Below are 25,600 nucleotides of genomic sequence, written 5' to 3'. Positions count from 1 at the left end.
GTCAGTGCCGAATCTGGTTGATCACGATCGCGAGCACGATCGAGCCGAAGAGCAGCGCGCGCGCGATCACGCGGCGGCGCTTCTCGTCCGGCAGCCACTTCGGCTCCTGGCCGTTCATCCAGGTGAAGAACACCACCGGCACGATCAGGACGTAGAGCCAGTGCACGCCGAGCGCCGCGAGCAGGTGCTTCACGCCGCCGCTGATCGACAGCCCGAGCACGAACGACGCGAACAGCAGCGAGAACGTCACGCTATGCCCGCGCAACCCGCGCCAAAACCAGTTCGCGACGAAAATGTTCACCCCGCGACCAAAGCGCCCGGCCCCGCCGCTGGCAAGCCGGGGCATCCCCGCGCGGCGCCGGCGGGCTCCCGGACCCGCCTCCGGCGCGCCCCGGCTTGCCAGCCGCGCGCCGGCGCCGCACGTTGCCCGCGTGACCGTCGCCGAAAACCAGAGCCAGATGCTCGCCGACCTGCTCCTGATCGAGGACCCGCAGGAACGCCTCGGCGCGATCGTCGATCGCGCGCGCTCCCGGCTGGCGGCCGACCGCGGGGAACACGTCGACGCCCACCGCGTGCGCGGCTGCGTGTCCGCCGTCTGGCTGGTGGGCGAGCTGCGCGACGGCCGGTGCTGGTTCCGCAGCGACGCCGAGTCGCCGCTCGTCCGCGGCGTCGTGGCGCTGCTGTGCGACCTCTACAGCGGCGGCCAGCCGGCCGACATCGTCGCGACCGAACCCGCGCTGGTCGAAGCGCTCGGCCTGACGCGCACCTTGTCGCCCACGCGCCTCAACGGCCTGCGCAGCGTCCGTGCGCGCATCCGCGATTTCGCGGCCGCGCAGCTGGCCCCGCGCTGACGGCGCGGGCGCCTACGGTCCGAGCAGGCGCGGGCCCTCGCCGCCGTCCGGCAGCTCGTCGAGGCTGCCCCAGGACGACGACACCGGCGCGCGCGCCTCGAGGAAACGCCGGCCGTGCGCGTATTCCCACAGCCAGCACGAGCCGTCGTGGCGGTCGTGCAGCAGCATGAATTCCGGCGCGGCGTCCTCGGACGGGCTGCGGATGTTGAACCGCGCCTCCGTGATCCGCTCGATCAGGTCGCGCACGCGGCGCAGCAGGGGCACGTCGTCGAGCGTCACCGTCCAATGCCCCGAGACAACCACCGGGTGAACCCCGGCGAAATAGTAACCGATGAACCGCGTCGGCTCGTAGCGCCCGACGATCCCCAGCCGGCGCGCGTGCTCCTCGACCGCATCGATGAACTTCACCCGCCACGCCAGGTCGCGCGGCAGTTTGAGTTCGGGCAGATCGATGATGAGGTTGTCCGTCATGGACGCGGTTCCTTCCGTGGTTTCACCGCAGTAACGGCACCAAGGCGCGGAGGCTTTAGCCCGGCGCGCGCATTTGCTCTGTTTTCCCGCTCGCCGCCGGCTATCGTGTCGGCGTGCCGCCGCTTTACGACGCCCACAATCACGCCCACGACGACTGGCTCGCGCCCCACCGGGAGCGCCTCGACGCCGACCTGCGCGCCGCCGGCTTGCGCCGCGCCGTGGTCAACGGCACCTGCGAGGCCGACTGGCCGGCGGTGGCGGAGCTGGCGGCGCGCTTCCCCTGGGTTTATCCGAGCTACGGCCTGCACCCGTGGGACGCCGGCAACCGCGCCGAGGGCTGGTTCGATCGCCTGAAGGAGCGCCTCGCCGCCGCGCCGCACGCCGCCGTGGGCGAGATCGGCCTCGACCGCTGGATCCTCGATCGCGCGCGGCCCGACGATCCGCGCCTCGCCGGCCTGCGCCGCGCCCCGCTCGAGGAGCAGGGCGAGGTGTTCATCAAGCAGCTTAGCCTCGCCGCCGCCGAGAACCGCCCGGCGACCGTCCACTGCCTCCAGGCCTTCGGCGCGCTCGAGGGCCTGCTGCGGCACGTGAACACGCCGGCCCGCGGCTTCCTCCTCCACGCCTACGGCGGTCCGCTCGAGCTGCTCGGCAAGTTCGCGGACTACGGCGCCTATTTTTCCTTCAACGGGGCGTTCCTCGAGCCGCGTCACGCGGCGAAGCGCGAGGTCTTCAAGCGCGTTCCCGCCGACCGCCTGCTGGTCGAGACCGACGCGCCCGCGATGCCACTGCCGGCCGACCGCGCGGCGTTCACGCTGCCGCCGGCCCCCGACGGCTCGCCGGTCAACCATCCGGCCAATCTCGCCGCCGCCTACGCCGCCCTCGCCGAGCTGCGCGGCGTGCCGCTTGCCACCCTCGCCGCCCAGGTGGAGGAGAACTTCCTCCGCCTCTTCGGTCCGTAGGCACCCGCCTCCCCCGCCCGGGAGATTTCCGCCGCCGCGCGCCGATAAGGCCCGCTGCTGGCGCCTAGCAATCGGCGTGCAATGACACGTGCCGGCATCAAGCCGCGCCCCCGCCGAGCCGAAACCTGAGGCAGGAGCGCCTTGCGCGCATTTTTCATGATGAAACCCATCCGTTCCCTCCTCTGCCTTGCCACGCTGGCGCTCGTTGCCGGTGTCACGCCCGTGTTCGCCGAGTCCGTGGCCGATGTGCCGGACGTCGTCACCAAGTTCGACACGCCGCCGCGGCCGCTGAAGACCAAGCCGCCGACCTACCCGCAGAACATGCGCGCCCAGGGCGTCTCCGGCGTGGTCGTGGTCGCGATGGTCATCGACGACTCCGGCAAGGTCATCGCCTGCGAGGTCGCCAAGGCCTCCAACGACGCCTTCGCCCATCCCGCCCTCGAGGCCGTCCGCTCCTGGACGTTCGAGCCCGCGAAGGTCGCCGGCAAGGCCGTCCGCGCCAAGGTCAGCGTCCCGCTGAAGTTCGAAGTCGAGGCCTGAGCCGCGCGCTCCGCCGTCCGCGCCGGGTAACCGCCTCGGTTGCCCGGCTCGTCTGCGTCCGGATCACGGCGCCTCGGGCCCGGCCGACGCGATCCGGCGCACCACCTCGCCCGCCGCGGCGAAGCCGAAGGCGCCGGTGACGAACACGCCGGTGCCGAAGCCGCTCGCGCAATCGAGCTTCAGGCTGGTGCCCGGCTCCGGCTCGGTCGAGCAGGTGCCGTCGGCCCACGGGAAGACCGGCTTCTCGTTCGAGTAGACGCAGGGGATGCCGTAGATCTGGTGCTCGCCGCGCGCGAAGCCGTGGTCGCGGCGCAGCTTCTTGCGCACGAGGCGCAGCAGGTCGTCGCCCTGCGATTCGCCGAGGTCGCCCACCCGGATGCGCGTGGCGTCGCGCTTGCCGCCCGCGCCGCCGATCGTGAGCACCGGCTGGCCGCGCTGCGTGCACGTCGCGATGAGCAGGGCCTTGTTCGACATGCCGTCGATCGCGTCGACCAGCCAGTCGAACCGCGCCGCCAGCAGCCGCTCCGCGCTCTGGGCGGTGAAGAACTCCGTGTGCGCCGTCACCCGGCAGCCGGGATTGATCGCCGCGACGCGCTCGGCGAGCACCGCGACCTTCGGCCGGCCGACGGTGTCGGCCAGCGCGTGCGACTGGCGGTTGGTGTTGGTCACGCAGACGTCGTCGAGGTCGACCAGCGTCAGCGCGCCGAGGCCGGAGCGCGCCAGCGCCTCCACCACCCAGGAGCCCACGCCGCCGACGCCCACCACCGCCACGTGCGCCGCGTGCAGGCGCGGCAGCGCGGCGGCGCCGTAGAGGCGGCCGAGGGCGCCGAAGCGGGAGACGTAGTCGTCGTTCATGGAGCGAACACCCGTAGCCGGCACCGGACGCGCCGCCACCCATTTTTTGCGCAAAGCTTCGCACGCGCGGCCTATTAGCGTTCGGGATTTTCTCGAAATCATCGCGTGATTCCCGTGCGCCCGCCCCGGAAACGTCTGCCCTCCGCCCCCGACCGCGCTAAGCTGCCTGCCGTCGGCCGATGCTTTCCGGCCGCATGGAGGAATCCCAAATGACCACAACGCTTCACCTGCACGGGAAACGCGGCGTCGAGCTCTTGCACGACCCCCTGCTCAACAAAGGCACCGCCTTCGGCGAATCCGAACGCGACCTGCTCGGCCTGCGCGGCCTGCTGCCGCCGCGCATCGCCACGCAGGAGCAACAGCTCGAGCGCGTGCTGGAAAATTACCGCCGCAAGGAAAACGACCTCGAGAAATACATCTACCTCATCTCGCTCCAGGAGCGCAACGAGGCCCTCTTCTACCGCCTGGTGATGGAGCACCTCAGCGAGATGATGCCGATCATCTACACGCCGACCGTGGGCCTCGCCTGCCAGAAATACGGCCACATCTTCCGCCGCCCGCGCGGCCTCTACATCAGCAAGAACGACCAGGGCCGCGTGAAGGGCATCCTGCAGAACTGGCCGCAGGCGGACGTGCGCATCATCGTCATCACCGACGGCGAGCGCATCCTCGGCCTCGGCGACCTCGGCGCCAACGGCATGGGCATCCCCGTCGGCAAGCTCTCGCTCTACACCGCCTGCGCCGGCATCGACCCGTCGCAGTGCCTGCCGATCATGCTCGACGTCGGCACCAACAACTCCGCCCTGCTCGCCGACCCGCTCTACCTCGGCCTGCCCGAGCCGCGCCTGCGCGGACCGGAATACGACGCGCTCGTCGCCGAGTTCGTCAGCGCCGCCCAGCAGGTCTTCCCGAAGGCCTGCATCCAGTTCGAGGATTTCGGCAACGCCAACGCCTTCCGCCTGCTCCACCACTACCGCGACCGGGCCTGCACGTTCAACGACGATATCCAGGGCACCGCGGGCGTCACGCTCGCCGGCCTGATCTCGTCCGAGCGCCTCACCGGCCTGCCGCTCACGCAGCAGAAATTCCTCTTCCTCGGCGCCGGCGAGGCCGGCATCGGCATCGGCGACCTCATCGTCGAGGCGCTCAAGCTCAGCGGCGTGCCGGAGAAAAAGGCGCGCGAGCAATGCTGGTTCGTCGACTCGAAGGGCCTCGTGGTCAAGAGCCGCTCCGACCTCGTCGAGCACAAGCGGCGCTTCGCCCACGACCACAAGCCCGTCGCCTCGCTCCTCGAAGCCGTCGAGGCGCTCAAGCCCACCGCCCTCATCGGCGTCTCCGGCATGCCGCAGACGTTCACCGAGGACGTCGTCAAGGCCATGGCCAGGCTCAACCGGCGCCCCGTGATCTTCGCGCTCTCGAATCCCACCTCGAAGGCCGAGTGCACCGCCGTGCAGTGCTACACCTGGACCGAGGGCCGCGGCATCTTCGCCAGCGGCAGCCCGTTCAGCCCGGTCAACTACCTCGGCGTCACCCACCAGCCCGGCCAGGGCAACAACAGCTACATCTTCCCGGGCGTCGGCCTCGGCGTCATCGCCAGCGAGGCGCGCCGCGTCACCGACGAGATGTTCTACGTCGCCGCCCGCCAGCTCGCCACGATGGTCACGGAGGAGGACCTGATGGTCGGCCGCATCTACCCCGACCTGAAGCGCATCCGCGAAGTCTCCGCGAAGATCGCCGTCCAGGTGGCCGAGGTCGCCTTCCAGCGGAACCTCACGAACATGCTCCGGCCCGCCAACCTCGAGGCGCACGTGAAGGAGGCGATGTTCGACCCGCACTACCCGAGCTACGTCTGACGCTTTCGTTAAGTGTGTTGTGATTCCCCCACGGGGCGGCCGGCCGCGGCCGCCCTTTTTCGTCGCCGCCGCCGGAAGCGGGCGCGGCGTTTTTCCGCGCATCCCGTTCCGCGCCAGCTCCTGGCTTAGATAATCTAAGGAAAGCCTTGCCGCCGCTGCATTAGATTATCTAGGTAAGCGGGCATGGCCGACAAAAACGAACTCCTCCCCGGCACGCTCGACCTGCTCATCCTCCGCGTGCTCAGCCGCGGCGAGCTCCACGGCTGGGGCATCACCCAGCGCCTCGAGCAGCTCTCGAAAAGCGCCCTGCAGGTCGACGAGGGGTCCCTCTACCCCTCGCTCTACCGCATGGAGGACAAGGGCTGGATCGAGGCCGAGTGGCGGCTGACCGAGAACAACCGCCGCGCCAAATACTACGCCCTCACCCGCGCCGGCCGGAAGCAGCTCGAGAAGGAGCAGGAGCTCTGGGGCCGCATGAGCGCGATCATCAACCTCGTGCTGCAGTCCGCCTGAGCACGCCGCCCCGCCGCGCCATGAACCTCCGCCGCCGTCTGCGCACCCTCTTCCGCCGCCGCGATCTCGAAGCCGAGATGGCCGAGGAAATGCGCTTCCATCTTGAGCAGCGCGCGGCGGACTTCGCCGCCGACGGCCTTCCACCCACCGACGCCCACCTCGCCGCCCAGCGCAAATTCGGCAACACCGCCGCGCTCCAGGAGCGCGCGCGCGACTCCTTCGGCTGGGGCGCCCTGGAGCGCTTCGGCAAGGACCTCGCCTTCGCGGCGCGCCAGCTGCGGCGCTCGCCCGGCTTCAGCCTGCTCGCGATCCTCACCCTCGGCCTCGGCATCGGCGCGAACACCTCGATGTTCAGCCTCGTCAACGGCATCCTCCTCAAGCCCCTGCCCTACGAGCGCGTCGATCAACTGGAGCGCATCTATCGCGGCACCGCGCAAAACCCCGAGGGCAATCTGTCCGCCGCCGACTTCCTCGCCCTGCGCGACTCGCCGTCGCCCTACCGCGCCGTGATCGCCTACACCCCCGGCAGCGCCAGCCTCTCCGAGCCCGGGCGCCCGGCCGAGCTCGGCTACGCCGCCCGCGCCTCGACCGACCTCTTCGCCGCCCTCGGCGTCACCCCGCAGCTCGGCCGCGCCTTCCGCCCCGAGGAGGGCCAGCCCGGCCGCGACCGCGTCGTCATGCTCAGCCAGCGCACCTGGCGCGGCCGCTTCCTCTCCGCACCGGACATCGTCGGCCGCACCGTGCGCATCGACGGCGAGCCGCATGAAATCATCGGCGTGCTGCCCGAATCCTTCAACGACTGGCGCTACCTCGGCGTCGTGGACTTCTTCCGCCCGCTCGCCCTCACGCCCGCCGAAGCCGCCGACCGCCAGAACCCGCGCCTCCGCGTGATCGGCCGCCGCGCCGCCGCGGCCACTCCCGCCGAGTCCGCCGCCTTCATCGCCGCCTTCGGCGAGCACCTGGCGCGCGAGTTCCCCGAAGCCAACCGCGGCAGCGCCTGGCACACCGTCGCCCTGCAACGGGACGCCGCCGGCTCGAGCGGCCTGATCGTCCTGCCGATGCTCGTCAGCCTTTCCGCCGCCGTCCTGCTCATCGCCTGCTCCAATCTCGCCAATTTCCTCCTCGCCCGCACCATGGCCCGCGCGCGCGAGTTCGCCGTCCGCGCCGCCCTCGGCGCCTCGCGCCTGCAACTGCTCCGCCCGCTCTTTGCCGAAGCGCTGCTCCTCTCGCTGGTCGGCGGCGGCCTGGCCCTTTTCGTCGCCCACTGGTTCCGCAACTGGGCGGCGCAACGCTCCACCGGCGACAATGGCGAACAGGTCGTCTTCGCCGTCGACGGGCATGTCATGGCCTGGGCCTTCGCCGCCTCGCTCGTCACCGCGCTCGTGTTTTCCGTCGGCCCGGCCCTGTTCGCCCTCCGTCTCGACCTGAACGAAACCCTCAAGAGCGGCGGGCGCGGCACCACCGGCGGCCGCGGCCACCAGCGCTTCCGCCAGTTCCTCATCGTCGCCCAATTCACGCTCGCGATGGTGCTGCTCGCCGGCGCCGCGCAGTTCCTCGTCGGCCTCGACGCCGCGCAGAATCGCCGCGCCGGCTGGGAGTCCGCCCCGCTCGCCACCGGCTCCGTCGTCCTGCCCGCGGGCCACTACGGCGACCCGGCCAAGATCGCCGCCTTCCACCGCCTGACCCTCGAACGCCTCGCCGCGCTGCCGGGCGCGGAATCCGTGAGCCTGTCCGCCGCGACGCCGTTCTTCGACTGGACCGACGTGCGCAAGATCCTCGTCGAAGGCCAGCCGCTCCCCGCCCCGGGCCAGGAACCGGCCGCGATGTTCAACGCCGTCAGCCCGCAGTATTTCGCCACCTATGGCACCCGCCTCCTCGCCGGCCGCGCGTTCGACTCGCGCGACACCGCCGCCTCGCCGCGCGTCTACCTCGTCAGTCAATCCACCGCGCGCACGCTCTTCGGCGCCAGCGACCCCATCGGCCGTCGCATCGCCGTCGCCGGTTCCGGCACGCCCGCGTGGGGCGAGGTCATCGGTGTCGTGGGCGACATCCAAAGCGCCGACCCCGAGCCGAACACCGTCACGCTGCGCGTCTACCCCGCGCTCGCCCAGGAACCGATCCCCGCGGTGGAAATCGCCGTGCGCGCCGCCGGCGTGGCTCCGGCCGCCCTGGTGGACTCGATTCGCACCGCCATGGCCGAGCTCGACGCCGACCTGCCGATCAAGCGCCTGACCACGGCCGACGCCTCCATCGCCCGCTCCTTCTACCAGCTCCGCTTCCTCCGCGACATGCTCACCCTCTTCGGTGTGCTCGGCCTCGCGCTCGCCTCGCTCGGCATCTACGGCGTCATCACCCGCACGACCGCGCAACGCGCCGGCGAGTTCGCCATCCGGCTCGCCCTCGGCGCCTCGCCGCGCGACATCACCCGGCTCGTTCTCGGCTCGGGCGTGCGCCAGGCCCTGCTCGGCTCGCTCCTCGGACTCGCCGGCGCCTACGCCGTCACCTCGGCGCTCTCGTCCGCGTTCCGCGGCGTCCGCGCCAACAGCCCGCTCATCCTCGCCGCCACGACGCTCATCCTCATCGCGGTCGCCCTGTTCGCCTGCTGGCTTCCCTCGCGCCGTGCCAGCCGTGTCGACGCCATCGCCGCCCTCCGGGCCGACTGATCGCCCCGCGCGCCGCGCCTCCGGCTTCCCGTGCTGAGTTCGCGCCTCGACCATCTGCTGACGCGGTTTTCCGCCTGGCGCCTCGGCCCGCCGCGCGATGGATCGCTGCCCACGCGCCGCATCGCGACGCCGGCCGGCCGCGTGCGCGTGTTCGACTCCGGCTCGGCGAAGCCCTGCGTCGTGATCGCGCCCGACGGGCCCAATGTCATCGAACACTATGAGGCCCTGATTCACCGACTCGCCCCCGTCCATCGCGTCGTGTGTTGCGACCTGCCCGGCTTCGGCCACTCGCTCCCCGCGCCGACTTACACGCACTCGCTCGACGAAGGCGCGCGCGCCGTCCTCGCCGTGCTCGATGCGCTCGGCATCGCGCGCGCGGCGCTGGCCTTCAGCTGCGCCAACGGCTTCTACGCCCTGCGCGCCGCGCAACTCGCGCCGCACCGCATCATGGCCCTGGTCCTGTCGCAGACTCCGTCCATGACCGCCATGCACGCGTGGAAACGCCGCGTGATTCCCTGGCCGATGACGGTGCCGATCGTCGGTCAAGCCGCCGTCTGGCTCGCCCGCGAAAAATCCGCGCATGGCTGGTATGACCATGCGCTCCCTCACAACCGGCCGCGCCAGCCGTTCCGCCGCCTCGCCCAGCAGGCTTTCTCCCAGGGCGCCTGTTGGTGCCTCGCCAGCGTCACCCAGGGACTCGCGCGCGCGGACGTTCACTCGCTCCGCGGCATCACCACGCCGTGCACGCTGCTCTGGGGAGCCAGGGATCGTTCGCACCGCCACACCGATCCCGCCTCGCTGCGCGACCTGGTGCCCGGCGCGGAAATCCTGCGCTGCGCCGACAGCGGCCATTTTCCCGACTTGGAGCAACCGGAGCGCTTCGCCGCCTTGCTGGGGGAGCGCATCGCCGCCGCGACGGCGTAGCCGCGCGCTCAGCCGCGCCCAAGCCGCTCCACCGCCGCCACCGCCGCCCGCTCCCGTTCCGCCCAGTCGCCGCGGATCCAGACGTAGGGCAGGTGCCGCCGCTCGAGCGCGCCGTGCCAGACGCGGCGGCATTTCTCGCGGTCCGCGGGATCGGGGAAGCAGCGCTGCGGGTCCGGGGCGAACGGCACGTCGATGTCGAGCAGCAGGTAAAGCGCGTAGTTGCGGCAGCGTTTCTCCGCGCCGCGCCGCACCTCGTCGGGCGTGGTGCCGTAGAGCAGGTCGCTCCACAGCATCGTCGTCAGCGCGTCGGTGTCGCAGATGACCAGCCCCTGCGCCCGCGCCGCGGCCTCGTCCTCGCGCCGCCATTGCTCGCGCGCGATCGGGACCATGTCCTCGAGCCCGAGCACGCCGCCCTGCGCGTCGCAGCGTTCGCGCGCATACTCCGCCACCACCGGGGCGCGGAAATGCGCGCCGAGCGCCGCGGCGAGCTCGGTCTTGCCGGTCGATTCCGGGCCGTAGACGGCGATGCGCAGCGGCGCGTTCACGCGCGCGCCTCCCGGAGCGAACGCCGCCACGCCCGCCAGCCGACCAGCGCCAGCCCGAGATAGATGGCGTAGAGGAACGCCGTGTAGGCCAGCTCCGCGCTCCAGTAGGAGGCGACGGCGACGACGTTGACGACGACCCACAGCGGCCAGTTCTCGATGTTCTTGCGCACCTGCAGCACCTGCGCGGCGACGCTGAAGGCGGCGATGAACGCGTCGCGCCAGGGCATGATCGCCTGCATCGCCGGCCCGATCATCAGCGCCCATCCGACCGTGGCCGCGCCGGCCGCGCCGAGCGTGACCACCCAGCCGCGCGCGCCCAGCCGCGTGACCGGCAACTCGGCGGCGGCGCCCCGGCCCTTGACCCAATGCCACCAGCCCCAGGCGAGCGTCACGAAGTAGAAGACCTGCAGCGCCGCGTCGGCGGGAAAATGGCTCCGGTAGAACAGCACGCCCTGCACGCTCACCGCCGCCAGGCCGACGGGAAAGGCCCAGAGGCTCTGCCGCACCATCAGCACCACGCCCACCAGGCCGAGCGCGAGGTTGAGCTGATCGAGCGGCGTGGCGGTCGTCAGCCCGGTCCAGATGTTCTGCCAGACGGCGTGCATGGCGCGAAGTGGAGCGGGCGGGGAAATGGTTGTCGAGTGCGCGCCCGCGGGGCGGGCCGCCCCGGCACGCCACGCCGCCCGGGGCGCGGCTATTTCTTCGTCGCGGCGAGGAACGCCTCCATCGCCTCGCGGGTGAGGATGTGCGCCGCGGCGCAGCGCGGGCACTGGACGTGGATCGACTCCTCGCCGCCGAAGAGCCCGCCGAGGTCTTGGCGCGCCGCCGGCGCGAGCGCGCCGAGGATCTTCTGCTGCGTGCAGCCGCAGTTCCAGCGGTAGGCGCGGCGCTCGATGTGCGCGACGGTCTCGTGCTCCGCCACCGCCTTCACCCCGGCGAGGTCGACCTCGCGCAGCCAGCGCTCGTCGCAGTCCGGGTGCGACACCAGCATGGCAAAGCGGTCGTCCCCGAGGTCGAAGTAGCGCGCGGGCCGCTGCTCGCTCGTGGCGTAGTAGTGCTCCACCGCGCGGAAGAGGTCGGGGCCGTCGAAGTTCACCACGCTGCGCCGCTTCTCCGCGCCGCGCCGCGGCATCAGGTCCGCGTAGAACACGTTCTGCGGCGCCTCGCGCACGTTCTCGGTGAAGATGCGGCCGGCGACGGTGCAGTCCTCGTTGTCGCCGGCGAGGAAGAGGTTCAGGCGCGGGTCCTGCAGGCTGATGGTCCACGCCAGGTGCTCGAAGCGCGGGCGCGACGCGCAATGCAGGGCGAAGGCCGCCAGCGCCTGCTTGAACCGGCGGTCGTGCTCCGGCGCGGGCTTCAGCTGGTGGTCGGCCAGGTGCAGGTAGTAATCCACGAACAGCGGGCCCAGGTCGCCGCGCACGAGCATCACGTTGCGATGCCGCACGAACTCGGTGACGATTTCAGCGCCGTTGACCGGCTCGGGAGTGGATTCAGGCATGGCGGGGAGTCTATGCCGTTTCGGCGAAAAGCAAGTCGGGCCCGCCGCGCGGCTCGCGGGCGCGGAGACCGGCCGCGACCTCGAGGTTGCGGCGCAGTGCGTCGCGCTGCGCGGGCGCCGGCGCGAGCCGCTCCGCCGGGCAGTGCAGCGCCAGCGCGTCCCCGGCGCGCACCAGCAGCCCCCAGCCCGCCGGCAGCTCGGCCGGGGCGAGGAGATCCGGCTCGACCACCAGCCAGAGAAAGTCGGCGCAGCGATAGCGGGTCATCCGCGAGAACTTCGTGCCCGCGCGCACCCGGCGCTGCAGGGTCCCGAGCTCGCGGCGCACCCGGGCGTAGGTGCGGTGCTCGATGCGGCTGAAGTCGCAGGTGTCGAACTCCGGCCAGAGCGCGTCGCCCTGCCGGCACTCCGGCCGGTGGGTGGCGAGCAGCGCTTCGAGCGCGGCCCGGCGCTCGCCGAGCGCGGCGGCCGCGGCGCGGGTGTGCGTCTCGTCATGCGCATCCTTCAACAGGTCCGCGCGCGACTGCTTGCATTCGAACACCGCCACGCCGCCGTCGCGCGGGTCCAGCGCCGCGACGTCGGCCCGGAAGCCGCTGCGCGGCACGCGGACCTCGGGCGCCGCCAGGGTGCAGCCGTGCGCCCGCGCCCACGCGAGCGCGAGCGTCTTCAGCCGGGCGTGGGACGGCGTTTCCCCTGGGACATGGCGCCGGTGTAGCCGCCGCGCCCGCGCGCGGGAAGCCGATTCGCCGGCGGCGGGCCGCTCAGTTCGCCGGAAAACGCGCGGCGAGGAAGGCGTCGAGCGCCTGGTAGATCTTGATGCGCGCCTGCTCGTCCGCGATGCCGTGGCCCTCGCCCTCGGGGGCGTAGCGGACGAAATCCTTCTTCGCCGCCCGCAGCGCGCGCACGAAGTCGGCCGACTGCGCGTAAGGGATGCGCGGGTCGTTGTCGCCGTAGACGATGAAGAGCGGCGCGCGGATCTTCGCCACCGCGTGCACCGGCGAGGCCGCCTCGAGCCAGGCCCGGTCCTTTTCCGCGTCGCCGACGCGCTGCGACCAGTAGGCGTAGGCGGCGGCGTGTTCGGGATCGGCGCGATAGTGCTCCAGCTGCCGCGGCAGGTCCGAGGGGCGAACATCGAGACGCCGACCTTGAATAGATCGGGCTCGCGCGTGAGCGCGCGCAGCACGGCATAGCCGCCGTAGCTGGCGCCCATGATGCCGAGTCGCGCCGGATCGGCGATGCCCTGCGCCACCGCCCATTGCGCGGCGTCGGTGAGATCGTCCTGCATCCGGTAGCCGAACTCGCGCGTCGCGAGCGCCTCGAACGCCGCACCGTAGCCGCCGGAGCCGCGGTAGTTGACCTGCAGCACCGCGTAGCCGCGCGTGGCGAGGAACTGCACCTCGGGGTCGAACTCGTAGCTGTCGCGGATCGTCCACGGTCCGCCGTGCACGAGGAGGAAGAGCGGGAGTTTGCGCTTCGGATCGGCGCCGGGCGGGCGCGTCAGGTAGCCGTCGAGCTTCACGCCGTCACGCGCGGTGAGCGTGACCGGCTCGGTTTCCGCCAGGCGCCACTCGTTGAGCCAGGGGCCGCGGTAGAAGACCGCGGTGAGATCGCCGGTCTTCTGGTCGAACAGGTAAGTGCGGCCCGGCTCGCGCGCCGAACGGCTGTCGATCAGGATTCGTTGCCGGCTCCGATCCCACGAGGAGAACAGGTTCACGAACTCGGGCAGCGCCTCGTCGATCACCGGCTGGAGCTTGGCGAATCCCTCGTCGAAGTAGTGCGCCCGGCCCCGCCCTTCCGCCACGGTGAGGCCGTGCAGGCTCGTATCCAGCGGCGAATTGAACGCGTCGCCCACGTCCACCCGGGCGTTTTCCAGCACCGGCCCCGTGATCGCGCGCGTGGCGCGGGTGTAGCGCCACACCGCGGCGCGGTCCCGGTCGCGGCGGGCGCGGAAGAGGAACGAGCCGCCATCGCGCTCCACTCCCACCAGGGCGAACTCCTCGCCGACGCGGGCCTTGATGTCCGGCAACAGCTCGGCGCTGCCATCGTCGTTGATCCAATAAACGTGCAGGTCGGGCAGCACGGCGCGGTTCTTCCAGTAGAACGACTCGTCGAACGCCCCGCGGTCGAGGCTCAGCGCCACCCGCGGCCGGCCGCGCGGATCGCAGAGCCAATCGATGGTCAGCTCCGGATCCTTGACGACGGTCGTCACCTGGCCGGTGCGCGTGTTGACGCGATAGAGGCCAACGTCGAGATGCCGGTCCTTGCGCCAATAGGAGAGCGTGCGGGAATTCACCTCGAAGTTCGGCACGTGCCCCATCAGCACTTCGTCGGGTTGATCGATGAGCGGGTGCACGGTGCGCGCCGGGACCAGCAGCCAGGCCGGCTCACGCTGTCCCAGTCGCCCGGGCGGGGCCTGGACCTGCACGCGATCCGAGCCGTCGGCGTTGAGCGCCATGAGGGCGCCGCCGCCGTCCCAGTAGCGCACGAGCAGGCGCCGGTCGCCGACCCAGTCGAAGCCCAGCATCCAGGCCGAGGGATCATTCACCAGCACCTGCGTCTTCTTCGTCTCGAGATCGAAGACGCCGAGGATGGTGCGGTTGTCGCGCTTGTCGTGCTCGTAGGGGATGATGCTCGCGAGATAGCGCCCGTCGGGCGAGATCTTCATCTCGTTCTGCTGATACCGCCGGAACAACAGCTCCGCCGGCACCGGTCCGCTTTTCTTTTCGACGGCCTGCGCGCTGCCCCACGCGCCGACGACCGCCACGAGGGCAATCAGGATTCGCTTCATCAGTTGTGCGCCCCCGACCAAACACGCCGCGCTCCGGCGTGGCAAGGATCGGGGTTCGCCCAGCAGCGCGCCTTCAGGCGCACATCAAGAAATCGCGCCCCTCCGCCCGGCCGGTGCCGAGCAGGTGCGCGCGGATCAGGTCGCGCGCGCCGCGCGTGCCGACGTAGCCGAGCACGAAGTTCTGCTCGCGCGGCGGCAGGTCCGCGGGCGCGACCACCGGCACGCCGCCGACCTTCCGGCCGGTCTTCTTCGCGTCGATGTCGACATAGCCGGCGATCGGCACGCCGTGCGCGGCCAGGTGCGCGGCGCGCTGGCGCGTCGGCCGGCCCGCGCCCCAGACCCAGATGCTGCGCGGCGGCTCGATCTCGCGCTTCAGCCACTCGGCGAGCCAGAACGCCTTCAGCCGGTAGAAGGCCTCCGGCGCGTAGCGCGGGTCCGTGCGCGAGGCGCGCCCGGGCAGATCGTGCCAGGTCAGCAGCGGGTCGGGCAGCTTCGCCATCTTCACGTTCACGTCCATCCAGCGCAGCCAGAGCTCGTAGTCCTCCGGGAAATCGCCGTCGCGGTAGTTGCCGTGGTCGTCGACCAGGTGCCGGCGGAACATCACGCTCGGGTGCGCGAAGGGCGACTCGACGAAGCGGTTCAGCATGATCTCCTCGCTCGTGAGCAGCGAGTTCACCCACTCGACGTGGAGCGCGTAACCGGCCGCCTTCGCCGGATCGCCGCCGAACTCGACGCGCGAGCCGACGACGCCGATGTCCGGGTTGGCCTGGAGGAAGGCGACCTGCTTCGCCAGGCGTTCGGGCATCATCTCGTCGTCCGCGTCCATGCGCGCGATGAATTCGCCCGCGGCGGCCGCGATGCCGGCGTTGAGCGCGCCGGCGATGCCGCTCTTCGTCCGCAGCACGCGGATGCGCGGGTCGAGCTGCGCCATCTCGATCAGGATGAAGCGCGTGGCGTCCTTCGAGCCGTCGTCGAGGGCGACGAGTTCCCAGTCGCGGAAAGTCTGGCCCTGGATGCTCGTCACGGCGCGCGCGACCGTGGCGGCGGCGTTGCGGGCGGGCATCACGACGGAGACGAGGGGCATGGCGCGACCCTAGAGAACTTGCCGGGCCGAGCGCCAGCTTTCGTCGGTAGGCCGAAAGAAGGAAACGCGCGCGCGGCAGGCTCCGGGCGGCGGACTCGCCCGGGCGCGCGGGCAACGGCGGGCCCGCGTGGCGCGCCCGCCCGCGGCTGCGTTCCCCTTACGGCACCGTCCGCTCGGACGAGATCACGCCCTTGGACTGGAGCTTCTTCACCTTCGGCTTGATCACGAAGGAGCAGTAGCCGGCGTGCGGGTTGTTCTTGAAGTAGTCCTGGTGGTAATCCTCGGCCTCGTAGAATTTCCCCAGCGGGGCGATCTCGGTGACGATGGGATCGTCCCAGTTCTTCTGCGCGGCCTTCTTGCCGGCCTCGGCGGCGGCCTTCTGGGCGTCGTTGGCGTAGAAGATCGCCGAGCGATACTGCGTGCCCTCGTCCGCGCCCTGGCGGTTCAGCGTGGTCGGGTCGTGGGACTCGAAGAAGATCTCCAGCAGGTGCGCGTAGCTGACGACCGTCGGATCGAACTCGATGCGCGTCGCCTCGGCGTGGCCCGTGTCGCCTTCGCAAACCTGTTTGTAGGTCGGATTCGCAACGTGGCCGCCCGTGTAGCCGCTGGTGACCTTCTTGACGCCGGGCACGTGTTCAAACACCGCCTCGGTGCACCAGAAGCAACCGGAGGCGAAGACGGCGGTTTCGGTCGGGCCGCCGGAGGTGGCGGCGGAGGAGGAATTCGTGGTCATGAGAGAAACGGCCGCGACCGCGGCCAGGAGGAGCGTGGAAAAGGTTTTCATTGCCGGAAGGAAGAGACGCGGGAGCCGCGCCTTATTCCTTACGCGTCACTTCGCCCGTTGGATGAGTTCGACCTCGTAGCCCTCGGGCGCGTCGATGAAGGCGATGACCGAGCCGCTGCCGGTCTGCGTCGGACCGTCGCTCAGCGCGTAACCCTTCTTTTTCAGCTCCGCCGCGAAGGCCGCGAGATCATCCACCTCGAACGCGAGATGCATGAGGTCGGGCTGCACCTGGACGGCCGGCGCGCCGGGCGGCATCTGGCAGAGCTCGATCTCCTCGTCGCTGTTCGGCGTGGCGAGAAACACCAGCTGCGCGCCGCGGGGCGAGGTGTGGCGGCGCGTGGCCTTCAGGCCGAGCGCGTCTTGGTAGAATTTCACGGAGCGCTCGATGTCGTTCACGCGCATCCGGGTGTGGAGGAGCTTTTGGACTGCCATGGCGCCCGCGACCGTAGGCGCGAAGCGGCCAAACGCAAACGCGGAGGCACGCCGCCCGTGCCGCCGTTTTTTGTGTCTCTTTGCGCCGCTTTCTGGCCAACTCCCCCGGTCGTCATGTCCCTCGACCTCGCCGCCATCCGCGCCGCCGCCGTCCGCATCGCGCCGCACGTCCAGCGCACGCCGGTCCTGACCAACGACGCCCTCGACGCCGCGTGCGGCGCGGCGCTCTTCTTCAAGTGCGAAAACCTCCAGGCGATGGGCGCGTTCAAGGCCCGCGGCGCCGCCAACGCCGTCTTCGCGCTCGGCGACGACGCCGCCGCGCCCGGGGTCGTTACCCACAGCTCCGGCAACCACGGCGCAGCCGTCGCCCGCGCGGCGCAGCGACGCGGCATCCCGGGCTTCGTCGTCATGCCGCACAACGCGCCGCAGACGAAGATCCGCAACGTCGAGCGCTACGGCGGCCGCATCGTCTTCTGCGAGCCCAACCTCACCGCCCGCGAGGCCGCGTGCGCGCGCATCGCCGCCGAGACCGGCGCGGCGCTCGTGCACCCGTTCGACGACTACGCCGTCATGGCCGGCCAGGGCACCGCCACGCTCGAGCTGCTCGAGCAGGCCGGCCCGCTCGACCTCGTGCTTTGCCCGGTGGGCGGCGGCGGACTCCTCTGCGGCACCGCCGTCGCCGCCAAGGGCGCGCAGCCAGGCCTCCGCGTCGTCGGCGTCGAGCCCGCCGCAGCCGACGACGTCGCGCAATCCTTCCGCGCGAAAAAGCCGGTCCACATCGCCCACGCCGACACCATCGCCGACGGCCTGCGCACCAACGTCACCGGCCAGCGCAACCTCCCGCTCATCCTCCAGCACGTCGACGACGTCGTGACCGTCCCCGAGGACGCCATCGTCGCCGCCATGCGCGCGCTGTGGGAGAATCTCAAGCTCGTCGTCGAGCCCTCCGCCGCCGTGGCGTTCGCCGCGATCCAGTCCGGCGCGCTCGGCGTCCGCGGCCGGCGCGTGGGCATCATCCTCACCGGCGGCAACGTCGACCTCGACCATCTTCCCTGGCTGAAACCGTGAGCTCCGAATTTCCCTCGCGCCCCGCGCCCACGCTCGAGCAGCTGCCCACGCCCTGCCTCGTGCTCGAGCGCGGCAAACTCGCCCACAACCTCGCGCGCCTGGCCGCGACCGCCGCGATCAAGGGCGTGCGGTTCCGGCCGCACCTGAAGACGGCCAAGAGCGCCGACATCGCCCACCTCGCCGCCCCGCCGCCCGAGGGCGCGATCACGGTCTCGACCCTGCGCGAGGCCGAGTATTTCGCGCACCACGGCTGGCGCGACATCTTCTACGCCGTCGGCCTCGGCCCCGGAAAGCTCCCGCGCTGCACCGCGCTCGCCCGCGCCGGCGTCGACCTCGCCGTCATGGTCGATCACGCCGCCGCCGCGCGCGCCCTGCGCACGCACGCACGCGCCGAGCGCGTGCGCTTCCGCGCCCTGATCGAGATCGACAGCGGCGACCGCCGCGGCGGACTGCCGCCCGACAGCCCCGAGCTCATCCCCGTGGCGCAGGAACTCGGGCCGCTCTTCGCGGGCGTCGCGACGCACGGCGGATTTTCCTACGCGGAGCGCGACGCCGCCGGATTCGCCCGCGTCGCCGCGCTCGAGGCCAGCGCGCTGCGCACCGCCGCCGCGCGGCTGCACGCCGCCGGCTTCCCTGCGCGCTGCTCAGCCTCGGTTCGAGTCCGACCGCCGTCGCCGCGGCGGACCTCGCCGGCATCACCGAGCTTCGCGCGGGCGTCTACATGTTCTGGGATTGCTACCAGGCCGGGATCGGCGCCTGCGGCTACGACGACATCGCGCTCAGCGTGCTCGCCGAGGTCATCGGCCGCCCGGCGCACCGGCCGCACGAGTTCCTGATCGACGCCGGCTCGTTCGCGCTCTCGAAGGACACCGCCACCGCCGCGCTGCCCCGGAGAAGAACGCCGGCTACGGCTTCGTCTGCGACCTCGACGGCCGGCGGCTGCCCGGCCTGCGTGTCGCGCGGACGTGGCAGGAACACGGCCTCGTCGTCAGCGCCGAGCCGCTCGCGCCCGACGCCTTCCCCATCGGCAGCCGCGTGCGCATCCTGCCCAACCACGCCTGTCCCACCGCCGCCGCGCACGACCGCTACTTCGTGGTCAACGGCACGCGCGACCTCGTCGCCGAGTGGCCGCGCGTGAACGGCTGGTGAGCCCGCGCCGCTTTCTGGCTAAGAACGCATCCGCTGGCGCGTCTTCCTTGTCCACCCTTCCCCGCATGCAATGGAGCCAGCTCAAACACCGCCTGGAGGAACAGTTCGCCCCCGCTCTCGGCGGCCGGCTGCAGATCCACTACACCGTCTACCGTAACCTCACTGAAGGCGACGGCCGCGCCTGGCTGACATGGGACAAGGAGGAGCTTTTCAGCCGCGCCGACATGCCGTCGTGGGAGAAACTCGCGGCCCCGTTCGATCCCAACGCCGAGTTCTACGACAGCGCGCGGGACCTGCTGGGCGCCCTGCACGATCACCTGCGCACCCCGTTCGTCGAACTGCTGGCCTCCCCCGAGCCGCTGGTGCGCGCCCTGGCGCTGGCCGACCGCCGCCTCGGCCGCCGGCGTTTCGAAAAGCTCACCGCCGAAGAGCTTGGCCATCCGCTCGTCCGGCGCGTCGCCGCCCTGCGCGCCGCCGCCGAGGGCTGGCCGCTCCACGCCTGAGCGGCACCGCGCCTTCGGCTTCCTGTCATAGCCGGAAACCCGGTGTTGACGTGCCGCGCCGCTCCCGTAGTCCTCGTGCACCTTAAATGATTCAGGTCTCCGTCAAAGTCTCGCTGAACCTTACGCCGTGGTATGCCACGTCGAAAGCTATTACGCGAACACTCCCGGGCGCCCTGTAACAGCCAATTTAGTCTCAACCCTAAATCCCCTTTCCAAATCACAGGCCGCCCGATCCCGGGCGGCCTTTTTGTTTTTCTCCCATGAACACCGCCACCGCTCCCGTCGTTACCCTGAACGCTGAAGCCCAGCCGGCCGCTCCGCGCGCGCAGGCGGGTTTCCCCCGCCTCTCGACTCGCCCGCAGGCGAACTCGGGCGGGCCGAATCACCACCTGTTCAACAACAACGGGACGTGGTTCATCCACTACACCCTTTTCCCGGATCCGTTCACGAAGCAGCGCATCCGCGCCTCGCTCAAGACCTCGAATCTCCACGAGGCCCGACAGCGGCGCGACGCCTTCTTCGCCCAACTGCCCGGCGGCGAGGTCATCCTCCGGATGTTCGCCCGCGCCTCCGCCGCCTGAGCGGAGGCGCCCTCGCCCCTCCGGCCGGGTGCACGGCCGGAGGGCGGCGGTGCGCGCCCGGGCGCGACTCCCGGGCATTTGCTCGACCGCGGACAACCCGCGCGTCACAGTCCGCCGGTGATGCCCCGCGTCGCGATGCTTCGGTTTATCTTCCTGGTCGGCGCAGTCTGGTTGACCTTCCCCGTCTCGCCGCGGCGCCGGATCCGCTCACGCCGGAGGAACGGCGCTTCCTCCAACAGCGCGGCGCGCTGCGCTACGCGCCCGACCCGGCGTTTCCGCCGTTCGAGTTCTTTCGCGCGGACGGCCGTGTCGCCGGCATCACCCCGGAGATCCTCGACCTCGTCGCCGCCGAGCTGAACGTGAAGATCGAGGCCGTGCACTATCCGACCTGGGACGCCGTGCTCGAGGGCGTGCGCCGGGGCGAGGTCGACCTGCTCGGCACCCTGACGCGCACGCCGGAACGCGAGGCCTTCCTCTCCTTCACCGAGGCCTACCTCTCGGTGCCGAACGTCCTCTACGTCACCGCCGCCTCGCCGTGGAAGACCGGTTTCGCCGAGCTTGCCGGCCGGCGCGTCGGCGTCGTGCGCAGCGCGGGCGCCCACGCCTGGCTGCTCCAGCACCACCCCGAAGTCGTCGCGGTGCCCGTGGCCAACACCGCCGAGGGCTTCCGCCAGCTTTCCTCGGCGAGATCGACGCGATGCTCGAGACGCTGCCCGTCGGCGCCTTCGTGATCGCCGAGCAGGGCTTCACCAATCTCCGGCCGCTGCCCGAGATCGTGTTCACCGTGCCCCAGCATTTCGCCGTGCGCCGCGGCGACGAGCGCCTGCGCGACATCCTCGCCCGCGGCCTGGCCCGCGTGCCGACCGAGCAGCGCCTGCGCGTCTTCGCCCGCTGGACCGGCGAGGATCCGGCCAAGCCGCGCTGGCAGGTGCCCGCCTGGGTCTGGCGCGGCATCGCCGGCCTGAGCGCGCTGCTCGTCGCGTTCGTCACGTGGACCTACCTGCTCCGCCGCCAGGTCGCCCGGCGCACGCGCGAGCTGGCGGCCAGCGAACAGCAGTTCCGCCGCCTCCTCGAGGACCTGCCGATCGCCGCCGCCTGGACCGACGAGCGCAACCGCGTCGAGTTCGTGAATCGCAAGTTCACGGCCCTCTTCGGCTACCAGCGGAGCGACATCCCGACGCTCGACGACTGGTTCCGCCGCGCCTACCCCGACGCCGCCAAGCGCCGCGAGGTCGCCGCCCGCTGGCGCGCGGGCGTCGCCCAGCTCGCCGCCAGCGGGGAGTCCGCCCACAGCACCGAGGTCGCCATCGCCTGCGCCGACGGCTCGGAACGCCTCGTGCTCGTCGTCACCAGCATTATCGGCGACAAGACGCTCGCGGTCTTCGAGGATCTCACCGACCGCATTCGCATGGAGCAGAAGCTCCGCCAGTCCCAGAAAATGGAGGCTGTCGGCCAGCTCGCCGGCGGCGTCGCCCACGACTTCAACAACCTGCTTACCGTCGTGCTCGGCCACGCTCAGATCCTGCTCCGCGAGCCGCGCCTGCCGTCCGACCTGCGCAACCCCCTCCAGCAAATCGAGGACGTCGCCCGCCGCGGCGCCGCGCTCACGCGCCAGCTCCTCACCTTCAGCCGCCAGCAGGCGATGCAGCCCACCCTGCTCGACGTGAACGACACGCTCCGCGCCATGCAGCAGCTGCTCGCGCGCCTGCTCGGCGAGCAGATCGCGATCGAGCTGCACTGCGACCCGGCCCTGCCGGTCGTCCGCGCCGACCCCAGCATGCTCGAGCAGATCGTGCTCAACCTCTCCGTGAACGCCCGCGATGCCATGCCGAAGTCCGGCACGCTCACGCTGGCCACACGCACGGCGGAGGTCGACGCGGCCGGACTCGAGCGCCGCCCCGCTGGCGCCCGCGCCGGGCGCTTCGTCGTCATCACCGTCCGCGACACCGGCACCGGCATCGCGCCCGCGCACCTCGCGCGCCTCTTCGAGCCCTTCTTCACCACCAAGGAGGTCGGGCGCGGCACCGGACTCGGCCTCGCCACGGTCTACGGCATCGTCCAGCAACACCAGGGCTGGATCGAGGTCAGCAGCACCGTCGGCGTCGGCACGACGTTCGACGTCTACCTCCCCGCCGCCGGCTCCGCCCCGATCCCGGCCACCGCAACCTTGCCCGCGGCCGCCGCGACGGCGGGAGAACGTTCACCCGCCACGATCCTCCTCGCGGAGGACGAGCCGCCCGTGCGCGAACTGGTCCAGCTCTGCCTCGAGCACGACGGCTATCGCGTGCTCGCCGCCGCCAACGGCGACGAAGCGCTCGCGCTCTGGCAGCAGCACCGCGACCGGATCGACCTGCTCCTGACCGACATCGTCATGCCCGGCTCGCTCGACGGCCGCGAGCTCGCCAACCGCCTCCGCCAGGACAAGCCCGACCTGCGCGTGATCTACGCCACCGGCTACGGCCGGCACCTGCTGCCCGCCGGCGAGACGCGCTCGCCGTGCCTCGCCAAGCCCTTCGACATCGGCGCGCTGCAGGCCGCGGTTCGCCGCCTGCTCGCTTCCTCGTGACGCCCGGCCGGCGCTCGCGCCGCCGTCAGGGGTTTTCCTGCCCGATCGGCGCCGGCTTCGGGTAGGTCCGCTGCCGCAGCGCCGCGGGCACGGGCACGATGCAGATGTTCATCGAGCGTCCGTCGGCCGAGAGCATGGCGGACTGGATTTCGATGCGCGTGCCGTCGGGGCTGAACGTCGGGTGCACGTGGTCGGCCGCCGTGGCCTTGTGGCCGGCGGAGAGGAGGATCATCTCGTCGTTGGTGCGATCGATCAGGTAGAGGTTGCGTCCGAAATCGTCGCCGACGGCCCAGCGCCCGTCGGGCGAGCCGTGCACATGCCAGAGACCGCTGCCGCGCTTGGTCTGGCCGGCGATGCGCATCTCACGGGTGCGGAGGTTCACGATCGCGAGCCCGGTCGGGTGCTCGCGCGTGCCGCACGGTCCCCACGCGTCGTTCGTGCCCGGCGCGCGATGACCGAGGATGGCCAGCGCCACCTCGTCCTTCGAGATCACGGCCTCGTGCGTCACCCAGTCCCACGGCGCCTCGGGGAACAGCGGCCGCAGGCCCGTGCCGTCGGCGCGCACCGTCCACGTGCGCTGCGGGATTTGCCGCCGGTTTCCCAGCAGAAGACGATCTCGCCCGGCACCCAGGGATTCGTCTGCACGTGACCGATCTGGAACGGCACCGCGACGATGAACCCAAGCGCACCGGTCTTCAGGTCCATGCGGCCGAGCCCGGTCGGACCCGCGCCCAGGTGGCGCGGACCGAAATTCGCCTCGATCTTCGCGTCCGCCGGCAGGTGCTTGGCCGCCTCCTCCTTCGCCACCCGGAAATACGCCGCCTGCTCGTCGGCATCGATCGCGAGGTCGCCGCCCGCGCCCCAGTCGAGCGGGATCGTGCCGCACACGCGTTCGTAGTCCGCCGCCCGCGTCACGCGCCCGGCCTCGCTGTCGGCAAACAACTTTCCGAGGTCCACCTCGACGAGCTGCGACGGCCGGGGCGCCCCCGGGCGCGCCTCGGCGCCGGTGCGGGGCGCGGCGGGCGCCGGCAGGCCGCCCTCGGGACGGAAGAAATACATCTTCATCGCGTGCGACGCGAGGCAGAGCATGCCGATGTAGCCGCCCTCGGTGACCTGGACGATGACACCGCTCTCCTCGTTCACCGCCATCGCCTCGCCGCGCACGCGATTCGAGCGGAAGACGACCCACTTGCCGTCGGCCGTCCACTGCCGGTGGGTCGGGTAGATCTTCGAGTCGCCCGCGGGCGTGCTGGTCAGGAACGTCAGCGGCACGCCCGTGACCGGATCGATCACGACTTTCTTCTCCGACGGAAAACGATCGCCGATTTTCGCCTGCGCGACGCCGAACAGCGTCGCGAGCGCCAGCAACAAGCAGGTGCGAGTCTTCATGGGGTAAGCGGGGTCGCCGGCGATTGTCCGCACCGCGCCGCCCGGCGCCATCGCAAAGCGGCGCCGGCGGACTGTCCGCCTCACGAAATCCCGCGGCCGCGCGCCCGCCCTAGGCCTTCCGGCGCACCTCGACCTCCGGCAGGAAGGCGGTCAGCAGGCCGATGAGCGGGAACCACGCCGCGACGTCGAACACCGTCGCGATGCTGGTGTGGTCCGCCAGCCGCCCGAGCAGCGCCGAGCCGATGCCGGCCGCGCCGAACGCCAGGCCGAAGAACAGCCCGGCCACCAGGCCCACGTTGCCCGGCACGAGTTCCTGCGCGTAGACGAGGATGGCCGAGAACGCCGAGGCCAGGATCAGCCCGATGACGACCGTCAGGGCGATCGTGCCCGCGAGCCCGACGTGCGGCAGCACGAGCGAGAACGGCGCCACGCCGAGGATCGAGATCCAGATCACGCGCTTCCGCCCGATGCGGTCGCCTACCGGGCCGCCGATGATCGTGCCCGCCGCCACCGCGAACAGGAACACGAACAGGTAGACCTGCGACGCCTGCACCGAGACGCCGAATTTCCCGATGAGGTAGAACGTGTAGTAGTTCGTCAGGCTGATCAGGTAGAAATATTTCGAGAAGATCAGCGCCACGAGCACCGTCAGCGCCCACGCGACCTTGCCCCGGCTCAGGCGCACCGGCACGAAGTCGCCGTGCGCCGCCGCCTTCAGCCGCAGCCGGTGGAGGTTCGCCTGATACCACGCGCCGATCCGGGTGAGCAGGAAGATGCCGCCGAGCGCGAGCAGCGTGAACCACAGGATGTGCGCCTGCCCGCGCGGGATGATGATCGCCGCGGCCAGCAACGGCCCGAGCGAGGTGCCGAAGTTGCCGCCGACCTGGAACAGCGACTGCGCGAAACCGTGCCGCCCGCCCGACGCCATGCGCGCCACGCGCGAGGCCTCCGGGTGGAACACCGACGAGCCCACGCCCATCAGCCCCGCCGCCAGCGCCATGAGCGGAAACGTGTGCGCCTGCGACAGCAGCGCCATGCCGCCGAGCGTGAACCCCATGCCCACCGGCAGCGAATACGGCTGCGGCCGGCGGTCCGTGTAGTAACCCACCACCGGCTGCAGCAGCGAGCCGGTCAGCTGGTAGGTCAGCGTGATGAGCCCGATCTGCGTGAACGTCAGGTGATACGAGCTCTTCAGCAGCGGGTAGATCGCCGGCAGCATGGCCTGGAACGTGTCGTTCAGCAGGTGCGCGAGGCTCAGCGCGAACAGGATGTTCATCACCGTCGCGTGGGCGTCGGGCGGGCTGGACACGCCGGCAGCGGCGCGGGTCGGGCGTGGACTCATGCGCGCCCACTAGCCGCGACCTCGGCCTCCGAGTCAAGAAACGCGCCTGTTCTAGCAGCCCGGCTCCGCGGAATCATTAGCCCGCCCCGCCGCCGCGCTCCGTTTCCGGCCCTCGAAATTTGCTCGGGGTGGGACTCGAACCCACACGACTTGCGTCACGGGCTTCTAAGACCCGCATGTCTGCCATTCCATCACCCGAGCGTGATCGGATTTTCGCTCCGGGATTTCGGATTTTGGGTGGGGAA

The 25,600-nt window shown here is 71.2% G+C and carries 27 protein-coding genes, 1 tRNA gene and 1 pseudogene; 14 read left to right on the top strand and 15 right to left on the bottom strand.

The genetic code is table 11. The features are described from left to right. Position 1: 1 nt before the first annotated feature. Positions 2–301 (bottom strand): hypothetical protein, encoded by a 300-nt coding sequence (locus ACMYLB_RS06995; RefSeq protein ID WP_415910223.1) that lies wholly within the window; start codon positions 299–301, stop codon positions 2–4. A 130-nt stretch (positions 302–431) separates the two neighbouring features. Here ACMYLB_RS06995 and ACMYLB_RS06990 point away from each other — a divergent pair, with 130 nt between their 5' ends. After that, positions 432–851, top strand: coding sequence for a SufE family protein (locus ACMYLB_RS06990; protein ID WP_415910222.1), 420 nt, complete (start codon positions 432–434; stop codon positions 849–851). Positions 852–863: 12 nt separating this feature from the next. Here ACMYLB_RS06990 and ACMYLB_RS06985 read toward each other — a convergent pair whose 3' ends face one another. After that, positions 864–1,322: a hypothetical protein gene (locus ACMYLB_RS06985; protein WP_415910221.1), complete on the bottom strand. Its 459-nt coding sequence runs from the start codon at positions 1,320–1,322 to the stop codon at positions 864–866. Between the two features lie 113 nt (positions 1,323–1,435). Here ACMYLB_RS06985 and ACMYLB_RS06980 point away from each other — a divergent pair, with 113 nt between their 5' ends. Together ACMYLB_RS06980 and ACMYLB_RS06975 are read left to right on the top strand one after the other, a co-directional pair. After that, positions 1,436–2,281 (top strand): TatD family hydrolase, encoded by an 846-nt coding sequence (locus ACMYLB_RS06980; RefSeq protein WP_415910220.1) that lies wholly within the window; start codon positions 1,436–1,438, stop codon positions 2,279–2,281. A gap of 159 nt (positions 2,282–2,440) precedes the next feature. Further along, positions 2,441–2,821 carry a TonB family protein gene (locus tag ACMYLB_RS06975; protein ID WP_415910219.1) on the top strand — a complete coding sequence of 127 codons (381 nt, stop codon included), beginning with the start codon at positions 2,441–2,443 and terminating at the stop codon, positions 2,819–2,821. A gap of 63 nt (positions 2,822–2,884) precedes the next feature. Here ACMYLB_RS06975 and ACMYLB_RS06970 read toward each other — a convergent pair whose 3' ends face one another. Next, positions 2,885–3,676 carry a ThiF family adenylyltransferase gene (locus ACMYLB_RS06970; RefSeq protein WP_415910218.1) on the bottom strand — a complete coding sequence of 264 codons (792 nt, stop codon included), beginning with the start codon at positions 3,674–3,676 and terminating at the stop codon, positions 2,885–2,887. Between the two features lie 209 nt (positions 3,677–3,885). On the opposite strand from ACMYLB_RS06970, the gene ACMYLB_RS06965 reads away from it, so the two are divergent. The 4 genes from ACMYLB_RS06965 (at position 3,886) to ACMYLB_RS06950 (ending at position 9,629) form a co-directional block, all read left to right on the top strand. Further along, on the top strand, positions 3,886–5,529 hold the full coding sequence (locus tag ACMYLB_RS06965; protein ID WP_415910217.1) for an NAD-dependent malic enzyme: 1,644 nt from the start codon (positions 3,886–3,888) through the stop codon (positions 5,527–5,529). A gap of 183 nt (positions 5,530–5,712) precedes the next feature. Then, positions 5,713–6,042 (top strand): PadR family transcriptional regulator, encoded by a 330-nt coding sequence (locus ACMYLB_RS06960; RefSeq protein WP_415910216.1) that lies wholly within the window; start codon positions 5,713–5,715, stop codon positions 6,040–6,042. Between the two features lie 20 nt (positions 6,043–6,062). Then, the gene (locus ACMYLB_RS06955; RefSeq protein ID WP_415910215.1) at positions 6,063–8,705 is read left to right on the top strand and encodes an ADOP family duplicated permease; all 2,643 of its coding nucleotides are present in this window, start codon (positions 6,063–6,065) and stop codon (positions 8,703–8,705) included. A 30-nt stretch (positions 8,706–8,735) separates the two neighbouring features. Next, the gene (locus ACMYLB_RS06950; RefSeq protein WP_415910214.1) at positions 8,736–9,629 is read left to right on the top strand and encodes an alpha/beta fold hydrolase; all 894 of its coding nucleotides are present in this window, start codon (positions 8,736–8,738) and stop codon (positions 9,627–9,629) included. Between the two features lie 8 nt (positions 9,630–9,637). On the opposite strand, the gene ACMYLB_RS06945 is transcribed toward ACMYLB_RS06950, so the two are convergent. From ACMYLB_RS06945 to ACMYLB_RS06910, 8 genes and pseudogenes are all read right to left on the bottom strand, one after another. Further along, positions 9,638–10,174, bottom strand: a complete 537-nt coding sequence (locus ACMYLB_RS06945; RefSeq protein WP_415910213.1) for an AAA family ATPase — start codon at positions 10,172–10,174, stop codon at positions 9,638–9,640. Further along, positions 10,171–10,779, bottom strand: coding sequence for a nicotinamide riboside transporter PnuC (gene pnuC, locus ACMYLB_RS06940; protein ID WP_415910212.1), 609 nt, complete (start codon positions 10,777–10,779; stop codon positions 10,171–10,173). Before pnuC ends, ACMYLB_RS06945 begins: the two co-directional genes overlap by 4 nt. 89 nt (positions 10,780–10,868) lie before the next feature. Beyond that, positions 10,869–11,672: a disulfide bond chaperone gene (locus ACMYLB_RS06935; protein WP_415910211.1), complete on the bottom strand. Its 804-nt coding sequence runs from the start codon at positions 11,670–11,672 to the stop codon at positions 10,869–10,871. A 758-nt stretch (positions 11,673–12,430) separates the two neighbouring features. Continuing rightward, complete coding sequence (locus ACMYLB_RS06930) at positions 12,431–12,925, bottom strand: alpha/beta hydrolase family protein (protein ID WP_415911048.1); 495 nt, start codon at positions 12,923–12,925, stop codon at positions 12,431–12,433. Further along, a pseudogene (locus ACMYLB_RS06925) lies at positions 12,853–13,986 on the bottom strand (alpha/beta hydrolase family protein); the annotation flags it as partial. The pseudogene ACMYLB_RS06925 and the gene ACMYLB_RS06930, both read right to left, overlap by 73 nt. A 544-nt stretch (positions 13,987–14,530) precedes the next feature. Beyond that, positions 14,531–15,541: a glycosyltransferase gene (locus ACMYLB_RS06920; RefSeq protein WP_415910210.1), complete on the bottom strand. Its 1,011-nt coding sequence runs from the start codon at positions 15,539–15,541 to the stop codon at positions 14,531–14,533. A 157-nt stretch (positions 15,542–15,698) separates the two neighbouring features. Beyond that, entirely contained in the window at positions 15,699–16,325 is a 627-nt protein-coding gene (gene msrA / locus ACMYLB_RS06915; protein ID WP_415910209.1) for a peptide-methionine (S)-S-oxide reductase MsrA, read from the bottom strand. A 45-nt stretch (positions 16,326–16,370) separates the two neighbouring features. Then, positions 16,371–16,757 carry a VOC family protein gene (locus ACMYLB_RS06910; protein WP_415910208.1) on the bottom strand — a complete coding sequence of 129 codons (387 nt, stop codon included), beginning with the start codon at positions 16,755–16,757 and terminating at the stop codon, positions 16,371–16,373. A 114-nt stretch (positions 16,758–16,871) separates the two neighbouring features. Here ACMYLB_RS06910 and ACMYLB_RS06905 point away from each other — a divergent pair, with 114 nt between their 5' ends. The 7 genes from ACMYLB_RS06905 (at position 16,872) to ACMYLB_RS06875 (ending at position 22,624) form a co-directional block, all read left to right on the top strand. Continuing rightward, a complete protein-coding gene (locus ACMYLB_RS06905; protein WP_415910207.1) occupies positions 16,872–17,825 on the top strand; it encodes a threonine ammonia-lyase in 954 nt (317 codons plus the stop codon). Beyond that, on the top strand, positions 17,822–18,661 hold the full coding sequence (locus ACMYLB_RS06900) for an alanine racemase (RefSeq protein ID WP_415910206.1): 840 nt from the start codon (positions 17,822–17,824) through the stop codon (positions 18,659–18,661). The genes ACMYLB_RS06905 and ACMYLB_RS06900 overlap by 4 nt, the downstream gene beginning before the upstream one ends. Continuing rightward, positions 18,558–18,974 (top strand): hypothetical protein, encoded by a 417-nt coding sequence (locus ACMYLB_RS06895; RefSeq protein ID WP_415910205.1) that lies wholly within the window; start codon positions 18,558–18,560, stop codon positions 18,972–18,974. The genes ACMYLB_RS06900 and ACMYLB_RS06895 overlap by 104 nt, the downstream gene beginning before the upstream one ends. A gap of 65 nt (positions 18,975–19,039) precedes the next feature. Continuing rightward, on the top strand, positions 19,040–19,477 hold the full coding sequence (locus tag ACMYLB_RS06890; RefSeq protein ID WP_415910204.1) for a hypothetical protein: 438 nt from the start codon (positions 19,040–19,042) through the stop codon (positions 19,475–19,477). Positions 19,478–19,737: 260 nt separating this feature from the next. Next, a complete protein-coding gene (locus tag ACMYLB_RS06885; RefSeq protein WP_415910203.1) occupies positions 19,738–20,058 on the top strand; it encodes a hypothetical protein in 321 nt (106 codons plus the stop codon). Beyond that, entirely contained in the window at positions 20,055–20,789 is a 735-nt protein-coding gene (locus ACMYLB_RS06880) for a transporter substrate-binding domain-containing protein (protein ID WP_415911047.1), read from the top strand. Before ACMYLB_RS06885 ends, ACMYLB_RS06880 begins: the two co-directional genes overlap by 4 nt. Next, positions 20,756–22,624: an ATP-binding protein gene (locus ACMYLB_RS06875; protein ID WP_415910202.1), complete on the top strand. Its 1,869-nt coding sequence runs from the start codon at positions 20,756–20,758 to the stop codon at positions 22,622–22,624. Before ACMYLB_RS06880 ends, ACMYLB_RS06875 begins: the two co-directional genes overlap by 34 nt. A gap of 25 nt (positions 22,625–22,649) precedes the next feature. On the opposite strand, the gene ACMYLB_RS06870 is transcribed toward ACMYLB_RS06875, so the two are convergent. From ACMYLB_RS06870 to ACMYLB_RS06855, 4 genes are all read right to left on the bottom strand, one after another. Then, positions 22,650–23,189: a TolB family protein gene (locus tag ACMYLB_RS06870; protein ID WP_415910201.1), complete on the bottom strand. Its 540-nt coding sequence runs from the start codon at positions 23,187–23,189 to the stop codon at positions 22,650–22,652. Further along, entirely contained in the window at positions 23,129–24,013 is an 885-nt protein-coding gene (locus ACMYLB_RS06865) for a hypothetical protein (protein ID WP_415910200.1), read from the bottom strand. Before ACMYLB_RS06865 ends, ACMYLB_RS06870 begins: the two co-directional genes overlap by 61 nt. 109 nt (positions 24,014–24,122) lie before the next feature. Continuing rightward, positions 24,123–25,355, bottom strand: a complete 1,233-nt coding sequence (locus tag ACMYLB_RS06860; protein WP_415910199.1) for an MFS transporter — start codon at positions 25,353–25,355, stop codon at positions 24,123–24,125. Between the two features lie 120 nt (positions 25,356–25,475). Next, positions 25,476–25,556, bottom strand: a tRNA-Leu gene (locus ACMYLB_RS06855). Positions 25,557–25,600: the final 44 nt, after the last annotated feature.

It is taken from the genome of Oleiharenicola sp. Vm1 (assembly GCF_047777955.1).
Lineage (GTDB): Bacteria > Verrucomicrobiota > Verrucomicrobiia > Opitutales > Opitutaceae > Didemnitutus.
This window is presented reverse-complemented; position numbering and strand designations above follow the sequence as displayed.

Excerpts from the sequence above, each read along its gene's own strand:
- ACMYLB_RS06985 (WP_415910221.1), bottom strand. The coding sequence starts at position 1,322 with ATGACGGACAACCTCATCATCGATCTGCCCGAACTCAAACTGCCGCGC.
- ACMYLB_RS06975 (WP_415910219.1), top strand. The coding sequence starts at position 2,441 with ATGAAACCCATCCGTTCCCTCCTCTGCCTTGCCACGCTGGCGCTCGTT.
- ACMYLB_RS06970 (WP_415910218.1), bottom strand. The coding sequence starts at position 3,676 with ATGAACGACGACTACGTCTCCCGCTTCGGCGCCCTCGGCCGCCTCTAC.
- ACMYLB_RS06965 (WP_415910217.1), top strand. The coding sequence starts at position 3,886 with ATGACCACAACGCTTCACCTGCACGGGAAACGCGGCGTCGAGCTCTTG.
- ACMYLB_RS06960 (WP_415910216.1), top strand. The coding sequence starts at position 5,713 with ATGGCCGACAAAAACGAACTCCTCCCCGGCACGCTCGACCTGCTCATC.
- ACMYLB_RS06955 (WP_415910215.1), top strand. The coding sequence starts at position 6,063 with ATGAACCTCCGCCGCCGTCTGCGCACCCTCTTCCGCCGCCGCGATCTC.
- pnuC (WP_415910212.1), bottom strand. The coding sequence starts at position 10,779 with ATGCACGCCGTCTGGCAGAACATCTGGACCGGGCTGACGACCGCCACG.
- ACMYLB_RS06935 (WP_415910211.1), bottom strand. The coding sequence starts at position 11,672 with ATGCCTGAATCCACTCCCGAGCCGGTCAACGGCGCTGAAATCGTCACC.
- ACMYLB_RS06930 (WP_415911048.1), bottom strand. The coding sequence starts at position 12,925 with ATGGGCGGTGGCGCAGGGCATCGCCGATCCGGCGCGACTCGGCATCAT.
- ACMYLB_RS06920 (WP_415910210.1), bottom strand. The coding sequence starts at position 15,541 with ATGCCCCTCGTCTCCGTCGTGATGCCCGCCCGCAACGCCGCCGCCACG.
- msrA (WP_415910209.1), bottom strand. The coding sequence starts at position 16,325 with ATGAAAACCTTTTCCACGCTCCTCCTGGCCGCGGTCGCGGCCGTTTCT.
- ACMYLB_RS06910 (WP_415910208.1), bottom strand. The coding sequence starts at position 16,757 with ATGGCAGTCCAAAAGCTCCTCCACACCCGGATGCGCGTGAACGACATC.
- ACMYLB_RS06905 (WP_415910207.1), top strand. The coding sequence starts at position 16,872 with ATGTCCCTCGACCTCGCCGCCATCCGCGCCGCCGCCGTCCGCATCGCG.
- ACMYLB_RS06890 (WP_415910204.1), top strand. The coding sequence starts at position 19,040 with ATGCAATGGAGCCAGCTCAAACACCGCCTGGAGGAACAGTTCGCCCCC.
- ACMYLB_RS06885 (WP_415910203.1), top strand. The coding sequence starts at position 19,738 with ATGAACACCGCCACCGCTCCCGTCGTTACCCTGAACGCTGAAGCCCAG.
- ACMYLB_RS06875 (WP_415910202.1), top strand. The coding sequence starts at position 20,756 with ATGCTCGAGACGCTGCCCGTCGGCGCCTTCGTGATCGCCGAGCAGGGC.
- ACMYLB_RS06865 (WP_415910200.1), bottom strand. The coding sequence starts at position 24,013 with ATGAAGACTCGCACCTGCTTGTTGCTGGCGCTCGCGACGCTGTTCGGC.
- ACMYLB_RS06860 (WP_415910199.1), bottom strand. The coding sequence starts at position 25,355 with ATGAGTCCACGCCCGACCCGCGCCGCTGCCGGCGTGTCCAGCCCGCCC.